We start from the raw sequence: 16,673 nt of genomic DNA on the forward strand, positions 1-16,673 counted from the left end.
CTGGCCAAGGTCTGCGCGGGTGCTATTTAAGTAGTGTGGCCCGCTGCGCTGCGCCTTCGTTGTCGGCCGGCGACGCCAACCCGTAGTCACCCTGCTCGTTCCAGTCGTCACCGAACATCTCTGCCGGGTGCATGGTACGGTCGGCGCCGTTGCCGCAAGCCAGGGCGTTGGCCGCGCAGTAGCGATCGCAGCCCCAGCAGATGCGCTCGGGGTGCTTGGGGCTGACAGGAAAGGGCTTGGCCATGAAGTGCCTCAGGCGGCAATGGGCGAGCGTTCACGCTAGCGCCCAGTGCCGGGCTTGCCCTTGATACAGATCAAGGGCGCTGATCCAGACGGGCATCAAACCTTGAAGCGCGCCACGGTCTGGCTCAGGCTGCCGGCCATCTGCGCCAGGTCCTGGCCGGCGCTGTCGGTGTGTTGCGCCCCCAGCAGCACCTGTTCGGAGAGGTTGCGAATGCCCACCAGGTTGCGGTCCACCTCGCGGGCTACCAGGGCCTGCTCTTCGGTGGCGCTGGCGATCATCAGGTTGCGCTCGTTGATCTGCGAAATCGACCGGGTGATCGCCTCCAGCGCTTCGCCGGCACGCTGGGCCACATCCAGGGTGGTGTGCACCAACTCGCTGCTGCTGAGCATGGCGGTCACCGCTTCGCTGGTGTCCTGCCGGATGTTGCCTATCATCTGCTCGATCTCCTGGGTCGACACCTGGGTACGATGGGCCAGGGCCCGCACCTCGTCGGCGACCACGGCAAAGCCGCGCCCGGCATCACCGGCGCGGGCTGCTTCGATGGCGGCGTTGAGCGCCAGCAGGTTGGTCTGTTCGGCGATGCTGCGGATCACATCCAGCACCGTGCTGATGTCCTGCACACGCCCGGCCAGTTGCTGGATGCGCGCGGAGGTATCGCTGACGCCGTCGGCCAGGGTGCTGATCGAGGCGACCGTCTCGCGCACCTGTTCACGGCCACGCTGGGCGGTTTGTTCGGAGACCTTCGAGGCTTCGCTGGTACTCACCGCATTGCGCGCTACTTCGTCCACCGCGGCGGTCATCTCGTTGACCGCGGCTGCTGCCTGTTCGATTTCCAGGCCCTGCAGCTGCAGGCTGCTGCTGGTCTGGCTGCTGACCGCGCTGAGTTCCTCGGAAGAACTGGCGACCCGCTCCACCGAAGCTGCGATGTGCTTGACCATGCTGTTCAGGCTCTGCTGCATCTGCTGCATGTTGAGCATCACGCTGCCGTCGGCACTGCCATGGGTCGGCACGGCGATGGTCAGGTCGCCCTCGGCGATCCGGCTGAGCACCCGCGCGGCGGTATCCGGCTCGCCGCCCAGCGGCCGGGTGACGCTGCGGGTCACCAGCAGCGCAGCGGCGATCACCGCCAGCAGGCACAGCACGACCAGGCCGAGCATGTTCAGCCGGGCGTCGTTGTACAGGGCCTGGGCGGCCTGTTCGCGCTCGACGAAGATCTGCCCCTGCAAGGCCATCAGGCTTTCCAGGTGCTGGTATACCTCGTGCTCGGCGGGTACTACGTTTTGCTTGAGCTGGGTCATTGCCGCCTGCGCGTCACCCTGGCGGATCAGTGTCTGTACCTGGGTAAACGCCGCGACATAGGTTTCGCGGCTGGCTTTCAGCGCAGCGTAGGCGGCCTTGCCCTCGGGCAGGTGGAACAGCGGCTCAAGCGTTGCCAGGGCCTGGCTGATGCGCTGCTTGGTGGTGTCGATGGCCTGCTGCACCTGCAGGTTGTCCTTGTCGAGCAACAGATCGCGGGTGTTGCGTGCGTTGTCGCGCACCCCGGTGGCGATGACCATGATCGGTTCGATCTTCGGCCAGTCCTGTTTGACGATCACCACCGCCTGCTCTTTGAGCGTGGCCAGGTCATGCAATGCATAAAAGGCCAGGCCCAGAAGCGCCAGGGGCGCGATGGCAAAACCAATGAGGATACGTTGTGCTGTGGTCAATCTGGTCATTTCAAAGCCTTACTAGTCGCGTACTTCAAACGCGGGAAACAGCGTGTGGAGGGTGTCCCACAGCTCGGGTAGCAATCTGTGTGCCGAAGCACCGGGCAGCTGCGGGTCGAGCATGCGTGCCGTGCGTACCCGCTGCACGACGAAGCGTTGGACCCCAAGCGCATTCAAGCGCCGGGCCAGGGTGAGGAGTCGCGGTGGATCGATCAGGTGCCAGTGCACCGTGGTGCGGCATTCGTAGTCGACGCCGCTGGCCAGCAGGTATTCAAGACTGCGCCAGTTGGCCTGGCCACTGCCGCGCACGCCGGTAACCAACTGGCAATCTTCGGCCAGCGCCTTGACGTCAAAGCCGACCCAGTCGGCCCCAGGCAATGCCCGGGCAAACGCCTCGGGCTTGATCCCGGCACTGTGCAGGCCGATGGCAAAGCCCATGGCCCGCACCTGGGCCATGGCCTCTGGCAGACTGTCCTGCAGGGTTGCCTCACCGCCGCTGAACACCACGGCATCGAGCAGGCCGCGGCGACGCTGCAAAAACGCCAGCACCTGCGCCCAGGGCAGTTCATCACGGCCCCGGGGCGGGATCAGTTGCGGGTTGTGGCAGTAACGGCAGCGCCAGGCGCAGCCCTGGCAGAACAGCACACAGGCGAGCTTGCCGGGGTAATCGAGGGTGGTCAGGGGCACCATGCCCCCGACCCGCAGCGCTCGGCTCATGGATGCCCGGCCGTTGCCGCGCCCTCATTGAAGTGCAGCCGCTCGTGGTGCTCGGACTGTTTGCCGGGGTTGAACGCCGACACCGGGCGGTGATAACCCATGACCCGGGTCCAGACTTCGCACCGTTGGCGTTGCGCCGTCGGCAGGGTTTGCTGTGCAGTCATGATGAAGCTCCTTGCTGTTGAGGGTAAAACGGGTCAATGCACGCTGCCCTGCTGCTGGGCCAGCAGCAGCGCTTCGTCGCATTTGGGGCAGAACTCATGTTCGCCATCCAGGTAGCCATGCACCGGGCAGATGGAAAACGTCGGGGTGATGGTCAGGTACGGCAGCCGGAAGCGCTCCAGGGCCCTGCGCACCAGTTGCTTGCAGGCCTGGGCCGAGGAGATCCGCTCAGCCATGTACAGGTGCAGCACGGTGCCGCCGGTGTACTTGCATTGCAGCTCGTCCTGCAGTTCCAGGGCCTCGAACGGATCGTCGGTATAGCCCACCGGCAGTTGCGAGGAGTTGGTGTAGTACGGCGCCTGGCTGCAGCCGGCCTGGAGGATGTCGGGGAAGCGCTTGAGGTCTTCCTTGGCGAAGCGGTAGGTGGTGCCCTCGGCCGGGGTGGCTTCGAGGTTGTACAGGTGGCCGGTTTCTTCCTGAAAGCGCACCAGGGTGGCGCGCACATGGTCCAGCAGGTTCAGGGCGAAGCGCCGGCCCTGGGCGGTGTGCAGGCCCATCTGCTCGTCGCTGAAGTTGCGCAGCATCTCATGCAGGCCGTTGACGCCGATGGTCGAGAAGTGATTGCGCAGGGTGCCCAGGTAGCGCTTGGTATAGGGGTACAAGCCCGCATCCATGTGGTGCTGGATCACCTTACGCTTGACCTCCAGGCTCTCCATGGCCAGCTCCATCAGCGCATCCAGACGCTGCAACAGGCCGCTGATGTCGCCCTTGTACAGGTAGCCCAGGCGCGCGCAGTTGATGGTCACCACCCCCAGCGAGCCGGTCTGCTCGGCCGAGCCGAACAGGCCGCCGCCACGTTTGAGCAGTTCGCGCACATCCAGTTGCAGGCGACAGCACATCGAGCGCACCTGGTTGGGCTGCATGTCCGAGTTGAGGAAGTTCTGGAAGTACGGCAGGCCATAGCGCGCGGTCATGGCGAACAGGCGCTCGGCGTTGTCGCTGTCCCAGGGAAAGTCGTGGGTGATGTTGTAGGTCGGGATCGGGAAAGTGAATACCCGGCCCTTGGCGTCGCCGGCCTGCATCACTTCGATGTAGGCACGGTTGAGCAGGTCCATCTCCGCTTGCAGCTCGCCGTAGGCAAAGGGCATTTCTTCACCGCCGATCACCGGGATCTGCTCGCGCAGGTCCTGCGGGCAGACCCAGTCGAAGGTCAGGTTGGTAAACGGCGTTTGCGTGCCCCAGCGCGACGGCACATTGAGGTTGTAGATGAACTCCTGGAGGGCCTGGCGCACCTCTTCATAGCTCAGCCGGTCCTTGCGCACGTAGGGCGCCAGGTAAGTGTCGAAGGAGCTGAAGGCCTGGGCCCCGGCCCACTCGTTCTGCAGGGTGCCGAGAAAGTTGACCATCTGCCCCAGGGCGCTGCTCAGGTGTTGGGGCGGGCCGGCCTCGACCCGCCCGGGCACGCCATTGAGGCCCTCGTGCAGCAGGCTGCGCAGCGACCAGCCGGCGCAGTAGCCGGCGAGCATGTCGAGGTCGTGGATATGCAGGTCGGCCTCGCGATGGGCGCGGCCGATGGCTTCGCTGTAGACCTCGTCGAGCCAGTAGTTGGCAGTGACCTTGCCGGAAACGTTGAGCACCAGGCCGCCAAGGGAGTAACCCTGGTTGGCGTTGGCCTGCACCCGCCAGTCTTCGCGGTTGAGGTATTCGTTCATCGAGGTGGCGACTTCGACCAGGGTCTTGCGGTCACGGCGCAGGCGTCCGTGCTGTTCGCGGTAGACGATATAGGCGCGTAGCGAAAGGAAATGCCCGGCGTCCATCAGCACCCGTTCGACCCGGTCCTGGATCTGCTCGACGTGCAGCTTGGAGTAGCCCTCAAGGTGGGCAAGGACTGCTTCAAGCAAACCGTCTGCCTCGGCTTCGGCATATTCGCCAGTGGCCTTGCCGGCGGCGATCAACGCCTGGCGGATCTTGTCGGCGTCAAAGGCCACCAGGCTGCCATCGCGCTTGTGCAACCGGTTGTGCCCTACCCTGATCAGCGTGCTGTGCATTTGCCCTCCTGACACTACATATAGACGTTTATTGATTTGGAAACACAATATGCAGTGCAGGCTACGGGTAAAGCGGGTGAAAGAAATTGATCGATATCAAGACTGGCGGGATCCTGTAGGAGCGGGCTTGACCCGCGATGAGGCCGGTGCAGCCACCAACAAAGAAGGCACTGAAAATGCGAGTGCTGTGCACTCGATCGCGGGTCAAGCCCGCTCCCACAGAGTTTTAGCCGCCGCTCATGTTCATGAACCGCAAGATCTGCACCTCCCCCTGCGGGTTGAAATCATGGCGCAACGGCTTGCGGCGCAACGCCTGTTGCAGAGCGCTGATGATCGGTTGGTCATCCAGCGGATAGCGCCGCAACAAGCCGCGCAAATCCAGCGAATCCTCTTGCCCCAGGCACAGCAGCAAGCGCCCTTCCACGGTCATCCGCACCCGGTTGCAGCTGGCGCAGAAGTTGTGGCTGTTGGGCGAGATAAAACCGATGCGCGTTGCCGGGTGCCGGGCCAGGCGCACATAGCGCGCCGGCCCGCCGCTGTGCTCGGCGCTATCGAGCAAAGCGTGGCGGCTGGCAATCAGCGCCCGTACCTCGTCGCTGGCGCAAAACGACTCAGCGCGCGCACGGCCGACCTCGCCCAAGGGCATTTCCTCGATGAAGGTGATGTCGATGCGCTGGTCGATGGCGTACTGCAGCAGCGCCAACACCTCATCGAAGTTGCGCCCCTTCATCACCACGCAATTGAGCTTGATGCCTTCGAAACCGGCCTCGCGCGCCGCCTCGATGCCGCGCAGCACCTGATCCAGATCGCCCGTGCGGGTAATTGCCCGAAAGCGCTGGCCATCGAGGCTGTCGAGGCTGATGTTGATGCGCTTGACCCCGGCCTCTACCAGCGGCCGGGCCAGGCGCTGCAGCTGCGAGCCATTGCTGGTCATCACCAGTTCACGCAGGCCGGGCAAGGCGGCAATGTCACGGCACAGCTCGACGATACCCGGGCGAATCAGCGGCTCGCCGCCGGTCAGGCGGATCTTGCCCACGCCCTGGCCGACGAACAGCGTGGCCAGGCGCCGCAACTCTTCGAGGGTCAGCACCTGCTGGCGCGGCAAGAAGGTCATGTGTTTGGCCATGCAGTACACACAGCGAAAATCACAACGATCGGTCACTGACATGCGCAGGTAATCGATCTGCCGCCCGAAGCTGTCCTGCATCACAGTGCTCATCAGCGTCCCCTTATTGCACCAGCGGTGAATCGGCGCCCTGCAGGCGGATGCCACGAATATCGGCGGCGCCGATCAGGGTTTGCAGGTACTGCACCAGCGCCTTTTGCCACACGCCCTGCTGCAACTGGGTGCGGATCGCCGTGGCCACTGCCTCGTAGGGCAAGGCCTGGCCTTCGATGCGCTGGTCGACACTGACCAGGTGCCAGCCGTAGCGGCTTTCCAGCGGCTTGAGCGCGAGCCCCGGCGCCAGGGTGAACAGCTGGCGCTCAAGCTCCGGCACGGTCTGGCCCTTGCTGATCTGCCCCAGCTCACCCCCCTGGGCCTTCGACGGGCAGGCCGAGTACTTTTGCGCAAGCTCGGCGAACTGCTCGGGGAACTGCAACAGCCGCTCGTGGAGGATCTCGGCCTGCACCAGGGCCAGGCTGCGCGCCTCGGCATCGTCCGGCGCGCATTCGAGCAGGATGTGCCGTACCGCGAGCAGCGGCGCGCTGTGAAAGCGCCCGCGGTTGCTGTGGTAGTAGCGCAGGCAGGTGGCCTCGTCACAGCTTGGCACCTGCACTTCGCGCTCCAGCAGCAACCGCGTGGCCGCTTCCTCCGGGTTCTCGCCGGCGCCCACCTGCAGCGCCAGCCCCAGTTCGGCGATGCGTTGCTGCATCAGCTCGCGGATCACCAGGGCGCGGGCGGCCATGTACACGGCCTCCTCGCGATCGCTGGCCGGGTGGTATTGCAGCTCCTGGGCCAGGGCCTGCTGGCTGATGACCACGTCATTGACACTGATGACCGGCCACTGCTGTTCGCTGCTGGCAATCAGGTGCGCTTCGCTTGCGTGCGTCATGGCGACCTCCTCAGGCTTTCTGCCGGACAATTTGATAGCGCCGGCCCAGGTACCACACCGGCGCGCTGACGATGTGCACCAGGCGGGTGAAGGGGAACAGCACGAACAGGGTCAGGCCCAGCAGCACGTGCAGCTTGTACACCAGGCTCACCGGGGCGATTGCCGCCGCCGCATCCACCGGGCGCAGCAGCACGGTGTTCTGCGCCCAGTCGGCGAGCATGACCATCACCGAGCCGTCCATATGGCCGGTGGAGGCGACGATGGTCAGCAGGCCGAGTACCAGTTGCGCGAGCAATACCAGCAAGATGAGAATGTCCGAGGTGCTGGAAGTCGCCCGCACCCGTGGCTCGGTCAGGCGCCGGTGCAGCAGCATGATCAGGCCGATCAGGCACAGCAGGCCGAAGAAACCACCAGAAACCATCGCCAGCAGCTGCTTGTGCTCGGTGCTAAGCACATGGTGATAGACCGACGCCGGGGTCAGCAGGCCGACGAAGTGCCCGGCCAACACGAACAGCACGCCGACATGGAACAGGTTGCTCGCCACGCGCATGCCGCGCTTGTCGAGCATCTGGCTGGAGCCGGCCTTCCAGCTGTACTGCGAAAGGTCAAACCGTGCCCAACTGCCGAGCAAGCAGATCGCCAGGGCGACATAGGGATAGACCCCGAACATCAACAGGTTCCACTTAGACATTACCCACCTCCCCGGCCGGCGCAGCGGCCTGGCCTTGATGCTGAAAATCGACCCAGTGCAGCGGTACCGCGCTTTCTTCCCGGGCCTTGCCCGGCGCGCTTGGCAGTGAGCTGCAACGCTCCTGCTGCTCGGCCTTGAGAAAGTCCACTGCCTCCTCTTCCCAGATCTTGTCCAGGGCTTCGAGAGAATCATCGCGTTGCTCGGCGGCGACTTGCTCGCGCAAATCAGCCACCGCCTGGTGCGGCTCGGCGCCGGCAATCTGCAGCAACGCCCGGAAGCAACTGGCGTAGGCGCTCTCACGCTCCTCCAGGCGTGCAGCAAGCAGCGCCAGCAGGTGCGCGACATCGGCCAGGCCCTCGCGGGCCTCGAGGTCTTCGCGGGTCGAGAGGTATTCCAGGTACAGCGGGATGTAGTCCGGCAGCTCCTTGACGCCAATGGCAAAGCCCGCCGCTTGGTACTGGGCGAGCATGTCGACCATGGCCTGGCCGCGGTCGCGGGACTCGCCATGCACATGCTCGAACAACAGCAGCGACAACGAACGGCCACGGCCAAACAACGCGCCGTAATGCTCCTGGCCATCCATCAGGTCGTTGTTGCAGATCAGCTCCAGCAGCTCGAACAGCGCGCCGCGCTGGCGCGGGCTGATTTCCCGCGCCTGGATGATCGCCTGCTCCAGCTCGTCGCGGCCGGCCACCAGGGCTTCGTTCGGGTAATCGAGCAGCAGCGAAATCACTTTCAGGATGCGCATGCTCATTCCTCCCACAGCTGTACGGTTTTGAGGATCTCGCGGCGGTTGGCCTTCTTCGCCCCGAACAGGTTGGTGTCGGAGCTGCCGCTGCAGCCGCTGCCGAAGCTGAAGCCGCAACCGGAGCGCTCGGCGAAGGCATCGCTCATGGCCTCTTCGCGGTGGGCACTCGGTACCACGTAACGGTCTTCGTAGTTGGCGATGGCCAGGTAGCGGTACATCTCCTCGACCTGGTTGACGCTCAAGCCGACGTCCTCCAGCACCTTGAGGTCCTGCACGCCCTCGACCTGCTCGGCGCGCTTGTAAGCGCGCATGGCCAGCAGGCGCTTGAGGGCGCGTTTGACCGGCTTTTCGTCACCGGCGGTGAGCAGGTTGGCCAGGTAGCGCAATGGGATACGCAGGCTGTCGACGTCCGGGATTACCCCGTTCATGCCCACGGTGCCGGCAGCTGCGGCGTTCTGGATCGGCGACAGCGGCGGTACGTACCAGACCATCGGCAAGGTGCGGTATTCCGGGTGCAGCGGCAGCGCCAGCTGCCAGTCGACGGCCATCTTGTACACCGGCGAGCGTTGCGCGGCGTCCATCACCGACTGCGGTACGCCGTCCTCCAGGGCCTGGCGGATCACCGCCGGGTCGTTGGGGTCGAGGAAGATTTCCAGCTGCTTCTCGTACAGGTCGTGCTCGTTGGCGGTGCTGGCCACCTCGGCAATGCGGTCGGCGTCATACAGCAGCACGCCGAGGTAGCGGATGCGCCCGACGCAGGTTTCGGCGCACACGGTAGGCATGCCGGCTTCGATGCGCGGGTAGCAGAAGATGCACTTCTCGGATTTGCCGCTCTTCCAGTTGAAGTAGATCTTCTTGTACGGGCAGCCGCTGATGCACATGCGCCAGCCGCGGCATTTTTCCTGGTCGATAAGGACGATGCCGTCCTCTTCGCGCTTGTAGATCGCCCCGCTCGGGCAGGACGCCGCGCACGCAGGATTGAGGCAGTGCTCGCACAGGCGCGGCAGGTACATCATGAAGGTGTTTTCGTACTCACCGTAGATGTCGGCCTGGATCTGGTCGAAGTTCTTGTCCTTGCGCCGCTTGGCGAACTCGGTGCCGAGGATCTCCTCCCAGTTCGGCCCCCATTCGATCTTTTCCATGCGCTTGCCGGACACCACCGAGCGCGGCCGCGCGGTCGGCTGGTGCTCGCCCAGGGGCGCGGTGTGCAGGTGCTGGTAGTCGAAGTCGAACGGCTCGTAGTAGTCGTCCAGGCTCGGCAGATCGGGGTTGGCGAAGATGTTCGCCAGCACCCGGAACTTGCCGCCGATGCGCGGGTTGATCGAGCCGTTGGCGTTGCGCAGCCAGCCGCCCTTCCACTTGTCCTGGTTTTCCCACTCTTTCGGGTAGCCGACCCCGGGCTTGGATTCAACGTTGTTGAACCAGGCGTATTCCATGCCTTCGCGGCTGGTCCAGACGTTCTTGCAGGTGATCGAACAGGTGTGGCAGCCGATGCATTTGTCCAGGTTGAGGACCATGCCGATTTGTGAACGGATCTTCATGACAGTGCTCCTTATTCCATCTCGGTCGGCAGCGGACGGGGCAGCTCATCGCCGCGCGAACCGTCGAGCCAGTCGACCTTGGCCATCTTGCGCACCACGACGAATTCGTCGCGGTTGCAGCCGACCGTGCCGTAATAGTTGAAGCCATAGGCCTGTTGCGCGTAGCCGCCGATCATGTGGGTCGGCTTGAGCACCACGCGAGTGACCGAGTTGTGGTGGCCGCCGCGGGTTTTGGTGGTCTCGGCGCCAGGCACGTTCACGATCCGTTCCTGGGCGTGGTACATCATCACCATGCCCTCCTTGACCCGTTGGCTGACCACCGCCCGCGCAGTCAGCGCGCCGTTGGCGTTGAAGCACTCGATCCAGTCGTTGTCCTCGATGCCGGCCTTCTTCGCATCAATCTCCGAGAGCCAGACGATCGGCCCGCCACGGCTCAGGGTGAGCATCAGCAGGTTGTCGCTGTAGGTGCTGTGGATGCCCCACTTCTGGTGCGGGGTGATCCAGTTCAGGACGATCTCGGTCTCGCCGTTGCTGCGCTTGTCTTTTACCCCGGCGATGGTGCGGGTGTTGACCGGTGGCCGGTAGCTCATCAACTGCTCGCCGAACGCCTGCATCCACGGGTGATCCTGGTAGAACTGCTGGCGGCCGGTGATGGTCCGCCACGGGATGTTCTCGTGGACGTTGGTGTAGCCGGCGTTGTAGCTGACGTGATCGTCCTCGAGCCCCGACCAGGTCGGGCTGGAGATGATTTTGCGCGGCTGCGCCTGAATGTCGCGAAAGCGGATCGCTTCGTGGGCCTTGGACAGCGCCAGGTGGCTGTGGTCGATGCCGGTGAATTGCGACAGCGCCGCCCAGGCCTTGACCGCCACGTGGCCATTGGTTTCCGGGGCCAACGAGAGGATGACTTCCGCCGCATCGATCGCGGTATCGATCTTCGGCCGGCCCTGGCTGATGCCCGCCTCGACTTCGCGGTAGTTCAGCTCACCGAGAAACTTCACTTCTTCATCGGTGTTCCAGTTGATGCCCTTGCCGCCATTGCCGAGTTTTTCCAGCAGCGGGCCAAGCGAGGTGAACTGCTTGTAGATGTTCGGATAGTCGCGCTCGACCACCTGCAGGTTCGGTGCGTTCTTGCCCGGCTGCGGGGCGACGCCGGCGGTTTTCCAGTCGGTGCCGCCAAACGGCTGGGCCAGCTCGCCGACGCTGTCATGCATCAGCGGCACGGTGACCAGGTCCTGCTCGATACCCAGGTGCCCTTGGGCCATGGCCGAGAAGGCCTTGGCGATGCCCTTGTAGATCTCCCAGTCCGAGCGCGATTCCCAGGCCGGGTCAATGGCTGCCGACAACGGGTGGATGAACGGGTGCATGTCCGAGGTGTTCATGTCGTCCTTCTCGTACCAGGTCGCGGTCGGCAGGACGATGTCGGAATACACGCAGGTCGAGGACATGCGGAAATCCAGGGTAGTCACCAGGTCGAGCTTGCCGATGGCGCCGTCGTCGACCCATTCGGCCTCTTGCGGCTTGCAGTCGCCAACCTGGCCGATGTCTTCGTTCATCACCCCGTTGCGGGTGCCGAGCAGGTACTTGAGCATGTACTCGTGGCCCTTGCCCGACGAGCCGAGCAAGTTGGAACGCCAGATGAACATGTTGCGCGGGAAGTTGACCGGGTTGTCCGGCTGCTCGCAGGCAAAGCGCAGGCTGCCTTCGTGCAGGCCCTTGACCACGTAGTCCTTGGGCGCCATGCCGGCCGCGGCGGCGTCACGGCAGATGTGCAGCGGGTTGGTGTTGAGCTGCGGCGCACTGGGCAGCCAGCCGGCGCGTTCGGCGCGGATGTTGTAGTCCAGGGCGTGTTCGGGGAACTCGCGCTTGTCGGCCAGCGGCGAGAGCACGTCGTGCATGCTCATCTTCTCATGACGCCATTGCGAGCTGTGGGCGTAGAAGAAGCTGGTGCCGTTCATCTGCCGTGGCGGCCGGCTCCAGTCCAGGCCGAAGGCCAGCGGCAGCCAGCCACACTGCGGGCGCAGTTTTTCCTGGCCGACGTAGTGGGCCCAGCCGCCGCCGGTCTGGCCGACGCAACCGCAGAGCATGAGCATGTTGATCAGCCCGCGGTAGTTCATGTCCATGTGGTACCAGTGGTTCATCGCCGCGCCGACGATAATCATCGAGCGGCCACGGGTCTTGTCGGCGTTGTCGGCAAACTCGCGGGCGATCTGGATGGCTTTCTCGCGGCTGACGCCGGTGATCTGCTCCTGCCAGGCCGGGGTGCCGGGCACGCTGGCGTCGTCGTAGTCGCGGGCCACATTGGCGCCGCCCAGGCCACGGTCGATGGCAAGGTTGGCCGCCGACAGGTCGAACACCGTGGCCACCTTGACCTGGCTACCGTCGGCCAGGGTCAAGCTGCGCACCGGCACGCGGCGGTACTGCACGGCGTCGCCGGCGACATGCTGGAAGTGCTCGTGGCTCTCGCCGGCAAAGTACGGGAAGGCCACTTCGGCGACGTCGCCACCGATCAGGCTCAGGGTCAGGTCGATCTCGCGGCCTTCGCCGCCTTCACGGGCAAGGATGTTCCACTTGCCCTGCTCGCCCCAGCGGTAGCCAATCGAACCCTGGGGCGAGACCAGCTCGCCGTCGGCATCCAGGGCAATGGTTTTCCACTCGGGGTTGTTGTCCTGGCCAAGGTTGTTTGCCAGATCCGAAGCGCGCAGGAAGCGGTCCGGCTGATAGCCGTTGCCCGGCGCGGTGCCGAGCATCGGCTTGAGCAGCACCAGCACCGGCAGGTCGGTGTAGCGCTTGGCGTACTCGGTAAAGTAGGCGCTGGGCCGGTCGAGGTGAAATTCCTTGAAGATCACATGGTTGAAGGCCTGGGCCAGGGCGGCGTCGGTACCCTGCTTGGGGTTGAGCCACAGGTCGGTGAGCTTGGCCACTTCCGAATAGTCGGGGGTGATGGCCACGGTCTTGGTGCCCTTGTAGCGCACCTCGGTGAAAAAGTGCGCATCCGGGGTGCGGGTCTGCGGAACGTTGGAGCCCCAGGCGATGATGTAGTTGGAGTTGTACCAGTCGGCCGATTCCGGCACGTCGGTCTGCTCGCCCCAGACCATCGGCGAGGCCGGCGGCAGGTCGCAGTACCAGTCGTAGAAGCTCAGGCAGGTGCCGCCCAGCAGCGACAGGTAGCGGGCACCGGCGGCGTAGCTGACCATCGACATCGCCGGGATCGGCGAGAAGCCCACCACCCGGTCGGGGCCGTATTGCTTGATGGTGTAGACGTTGGCGGCGGCGATGATCTCGGTGACTTCATCCCAGCTGGAACGAATGAAGCCGCCCATGCCGCGCTTGCTCTTGTAGCTGTCGGCCTTGGCCTGGTTCTCGACGATGCTGGCCCAGGCTTCGACCGGCGCCAGGTTCTGGCGCGCCTCACGCCACAGTTTGAGCAGCGGCTTGCGGATCTTCGGGTACTTCAGGCGGTTGGCACTGTAGATGTACCAGCTGTAGCTGGCCCCCCGCGGGCAACCGCGCGGCTCGTGGTTGGGCAGGTCGTTGCGGGTACGCGGGTAGTCGGTCTGCTGGGTTTCCCAGGTGATCAGGCCGTTCTTCACGTAGATCTTCCACGAGCAGGAGCCGGTGCAGTTGACCCCGTGGGTGGAGCGCACGATCTTGTCGTACTGCCAGCGCGAACGGTAGACGTTCTCCCAGTCGCGCGACTCTTTGCGGGTTTCGCCATGACCGTCGGCGAACTCGCCCTGCTTGCGATTGAAGAACCGCAGTTGATCCAGTAAATGACTCATGGTGCTTTCCTCTCAGGCTTGCGGCTGCGGGGTTCTGCGCCCCGCCCGGGCAAGGTGTGAATTCGGGGTTCTGTCAGCAGGGGGTCGCAGCGCCTTTGCGTGCGTACCACCACCAGGTCACGACGATGCAGCTCAGGTAAAAGCCGACGAACAGGTAGAAGGCCATCTGCGGGCCACCGGTCAGGGCCATGGAAGTACCGAAGGTCTTGGGGATGAAGAACGCGCCGAAGGCGCCCATCGCCGAGCTGAAGCCCAGCACTGCGGCCGATTCCTTGCCGGCGTTCTTCAGCGCCTGTTCGCGGGCGGCGGCGCCTTTGCCGCTGGCGGCCTGTTCGTGCAGGGTGCGAAAGATCACCGGGATCATGCGGAAGGTCGAACCGTTGCCGATGCCGGTGGTGATGAACAGCAGCATGAACATGCCAAGAAAGCCGTAGAAGTTGCCGCTCTCGCCCTGGGCGGGGATGAACGCCAGCACGCCGAAGACCATGACGATCATCAGCACGAAGTTCCACAGGGTGACCCGCGCGCCGCCGAGCTTGTCGGCCAGCCAGCCACCGAGCGGGCGTACCAGGGCGCCGACCAGCGGGCCGAGGAAGGCGAAGGTCAGGGCATTGACCTGCGGGAAGGCGGTCTTGATCAGCAGCGGAAAGGCCGCGGAAAAACCGATGAACGAGCCGAAGGTGGCCAGGTACAGCCAGCACATCAGCCAGTTGTGCTTGCGCTTGAAGATTACCGCCTGCTCGCTGAACGAAGCCTTGGCGCTGGACAGGTCGTTCATGCCGAACCAGGCCAGCACCGTGACCAGGACAATGAACGGCACCCAGATGAAACCGGCGTTCTGCAGCCACAGCTGGCCGCCGTCGGCGAGTGCCTGCGGCTGGCCACCGAGGGCGCCGAACAGGCCGAAGGTGATCACCAGCGGCACACAGAACTGCATCACCGAAACGCCGAGGTTACCCAGCCCGGCGTTCAGGCCCAGGGCGGTGCCCTGCTGCGACTTGGGGTAGAAAAAGCTGATATTGGACATGCTCGAAGCGAAGTTGCCGCCGCCAAAGCCGCACAGCAGCGCGATGATCACGAACACGCTGTAGGGGGTGTTCGGGTCTTGCACGGCAAAGCCCATCCACAGCGACGGTGCCAGCAGCGAGGCGGTGCTCAGGGCAGTCCAGCGCCGGCCGCCGAAGATCGGCACCATGAACGAGTAGAACACCCGCAAGGTCGCCCCCGAGAGCCCGGGCAAGGCGGCCAGCCAGAACAACTGGTCGGTGCTGAAGCTGAAGCCGATGGCATTCAGGCGCACGATCACCGTGCTCCACACCATCCACACGGCAAAGGCCAGCAGCAGTGCGGGGATCGAGATCCACAGGTTGCGGGTGGCGGTCTGCTTGCCGCTTTGCCCCCAGAATGCGGGGTCTTCCGGGCGCCAGTCGTGAATCACCGGGCCTTGGTCAGGCTGTTTAAGAACCGACATGGTCTTCTCCTTGGGCAATGCTGGAAAACGGGGGCGTTACGGCTGCAGGCTGTCTGCCCAGCAGCGGGCGCTTGCGGATTTCGCTGAGGTACATCCAGGTGAGCGAGACCCAGACCACGCCGTACATCAACATGAAGCAGGAGGAGCGCACGCCGGTGAGGTCGACCAGCGCGCCGAACAGGATCGGCAGAATGAAGCCGCCCAGGCCGCCGGCCAGGCCGACAATGCCGGACACCGCGCCCATGTTCTGCGGGTAGTCGTTGGCGATGTACTTGAACACCGAGGCCTTGCCGAAGGCGAAGGCGATGCCCATGACGAACAGCAGCACGGTGAACAGCGCAGGGTTCAGGCCGATGTGAAAGTCCAGCGGGCCGTTGATGGTCTGCACCTGCAGCTGGGTTTGCGGGTACGAGAGCAGGAACAGGCAGATCCAGCTGACCCACAGCACCCACCAGGTCACGCTCTGTGCGCCCCAACGGTCCGACATCCAGCCGCCGACGGCGCGCAGCACGCCACCCGGCAGTGAGAAGCAGGCGGCCAGCAGCGCCGCGCTTTGCAGGCTGAAGCCGTATTCCTGGACGTAGTACTTGGTCATCCACAGCGCCAGGGCCACGTAGCCGCCGAAGACGATCGAGTAGTACTGGCAGTAGCGCCACACCGCAGGCTCGGCCAGGGCCTTGAGCTGCTCGCCAAGGCTCGCACCGCTGGCGCTGCGATGGGCCTTGTTGTCGGTACTGAGCAACCAGAACAGCAGCGCGGTAATGAACAGGATGGCGCTGAACACCTTCGGCACCAGCTGCCAGCTGCCGGCGGCAATCAGCGCCGGGGCGAGGAACTTGGTGACCGCGGCGCCTGCGTTGCCGGCACCGAAAATGCCCATGGCCAGGCCCTGGTTGTCTTGCTCGAACCACTTGGCAACATAGGCGATGCCCACCGAGAACGAGCCACCGGCCAGGCCGACGAACAAACCCAGGACCAGGAACTGCCAGTACGCCGTAGCGTGGCTGATCAGGTACAGCGGCAGCACGCAGGCGAGCATCAACAGGAAGAACACGCTGCGCCCGCCAAAGCGGTCGGTGAGCATGCCCAGCGGCAGGCGCACCAGCGAGCCGGTCAGTACCGGGGTGGCGGCCAGCAGGCCGAACTGGGTTTCGTTGAGCTGAAGCAGGTCCTTGATCGGCACGCCGAGCACGGCAAACATCATCCAGACCATGAAGCAGACGGTGAAGGCCAGCGTACTCATGCCCAATACCAGGCCTTGGCGTATTCGCGGTTGAGTCATCTCGGGTCTCCAGTCAGGTAGCCATGGCCGGCAGACTAGAGAGGCAAACCCCGATAAAACTTGACCCCGATCAAAGAAGCCCTGGCGCCCCTGGGCCTATGCTTGTACTGCCTACCTCCAACGAGGTAGCGCCGAAAAACCTCTAAACCCTTTGTTTATCAGGGCCTTGTCAAGTTTCTCAGCGCCATCGCAAGAAATATGACAGTTGCAAACTCTTTAGAGGTAGAGCG

The 16,673-nt window shown here is 64.3% G+C and carries 11 protein-coding genes and 1 pseudogene; all 12 read right to left on the reverse strand.

Features of this window, described 5'->3' with window-relative positions:
* Positions 1–22: 22 nt before the first annotated feature.
* Positions 23–244 carry a DUF3079 domain-containing protein gene (locus LOY22_RS15000; RefSeq protein WP_258593742.1) on the reverse strand — a complete coding sequence of 74 codons (222 nt, stop codon included), beginning with the start codon at positions 242–244 and terminating at the stop codon, positions 23–25.
* A gap of 95 nt (positions 245–339) precedes the next feature.
* Positions 340–1,959, reverse strand: coding sequence for a methyl-accepting chemotaxis protein (locus LOY22_RS15005; protein ID WP_093381887.1), 1,620 nt, complete (start codon positions 1,957–1,959; stop codon positions 340–342).
* Between the two features lie 12 nt (positions 1,960–1,971).
* A complete protein-coding gene (locus LOY22_RS15010) occupies positions 1,972–2,667 on the reverse strand; it encodes an anaerobic ribonucleoside-triphosphate reductase activating protein (protein WP_195884337.1) in 696 nt (231 codons plus the stop codon).
* Positions 2,664–4,877: pseudogene (locus LOY22_RS15015) on the reverse strand (ribonucleoside triphosphate reductase). The gene LOY22_RS15010 and the pseudogene LOY22_RS15015 overlap by 4 nt, the downstream one beginning before the upstream one ends.
* A gap of 226 nt (positions 4,878–5,103) precedes the next feature.
* Positions 5,104–6,096 (reverse strand): GTP 3',8-cyclase MoaA, encoded by a 993-nt coding sequence (moaA, locus tag LOY22_RS15020; protein ID WP_258593746.1) that lies wholly within the window; start codon positions 6,094–6,096, stop codon positions 5,104–5,106.
* A 10-nt stretch (positions 6,097–6,106) separates the two neighbouring features.
* Positions 6,107–6,931, reverse strand: coding sequence for a peptidylprolyl isomerase (locus LOY22_RS15025; RefSeq protein ID WP_213604193.1), 825 nt, complete (start codon positions 6,929–6,931; stop codon positions 6,107–6,109).
* Between the two features lie 10 nt (positions 6,932–6,941).
* Positions 6,942–7,622 (reverse strand): respiratory nitrate reductase subunit gamma, encoded by a 681-nt coding sequence (gene narI, locus LOY22_RS15030; RefSeq protein WP_195884341.1) that lies wholly within the window; start codon positions 7,620–7,622, stop codon positions 6,942–6,944.
* Positions 7,615–8,370 (reverse strand): nitrate reductase molybdenum cofactor assembly chaperone, encoded by a 756-nt coding sequence (gene narJ, locus LOY22_RS15035; protein ID WP_045198015.1) that lies wholly within the window; start codon positions 8,368–8,370, stop codon positions 7,615–7,617. The genes narI and narJ overlap by 8 nt, the downstream gene beginning before the upstream one ends.
* A gap of 2 nt (positions 8,371–8,372) precedes the next feature.
* Complete coding sequence (gene narH, locus LOY22_RS15040) at positions 8,373–9,911, reverse strand: nitrate reductase subunit beta (RefSeq protein WP_258593748.1); 1,539 nt, start codon at positions 9,909–9,911, stop codon at positions 8,373–8,375.
* Positions 9,912–9,922: 11 nt separating this feature from the next.
* Positions 9,923–13,690: a nitrate reductase subunit alpha gene (locus tag LOY22_RS15045; protein ID WP_258593750.1), complete on the reverse strand. Its 3,768-nt coding sequence runs from the start codon at positions 13,688–13,690 to the stop codon at positions 9,923–9,925.
* 73 nt (positions 13,691–13,763) lie between these two features.
* A complete protein-coding gene (locus LOY22_RS15050; RefSeq protein WP_258593752.1) occupies positions 13,764–15,161 on the reverse strand; it encodes a NarK family nitrate/nitrite MFS transporter in 1,398 nt (465 codons plus the stop codon).
* Complete coding sequence (locus LOY22_RS15055; RefSeq protein WP_258593754.1) at positions 15,148–16,443, reverse strand: nitrate/nitrite transporter; 1,296 nt, start codon at positions 16,441–16,443, stop codon at positions 15,148–15,150. The genes LOY22_RS15050 and LOY22_RS15055 overlap by 14 nt, the downstream gene beginning before the upstream one ends.
* Positions 16,444–16,673 lie beyond the last annotated feature (230 nt).

The sequence above is a fragment of the Pseudomonas sp. B21-035 genome (assembly GCF_024748945.1).
Taxonomy (GTDB): Bacteria; Pseudomonadota; Gammaproteobacteria; order Pseudomonadales; family Pseudomonadaceae; genus Aquipseudomonas.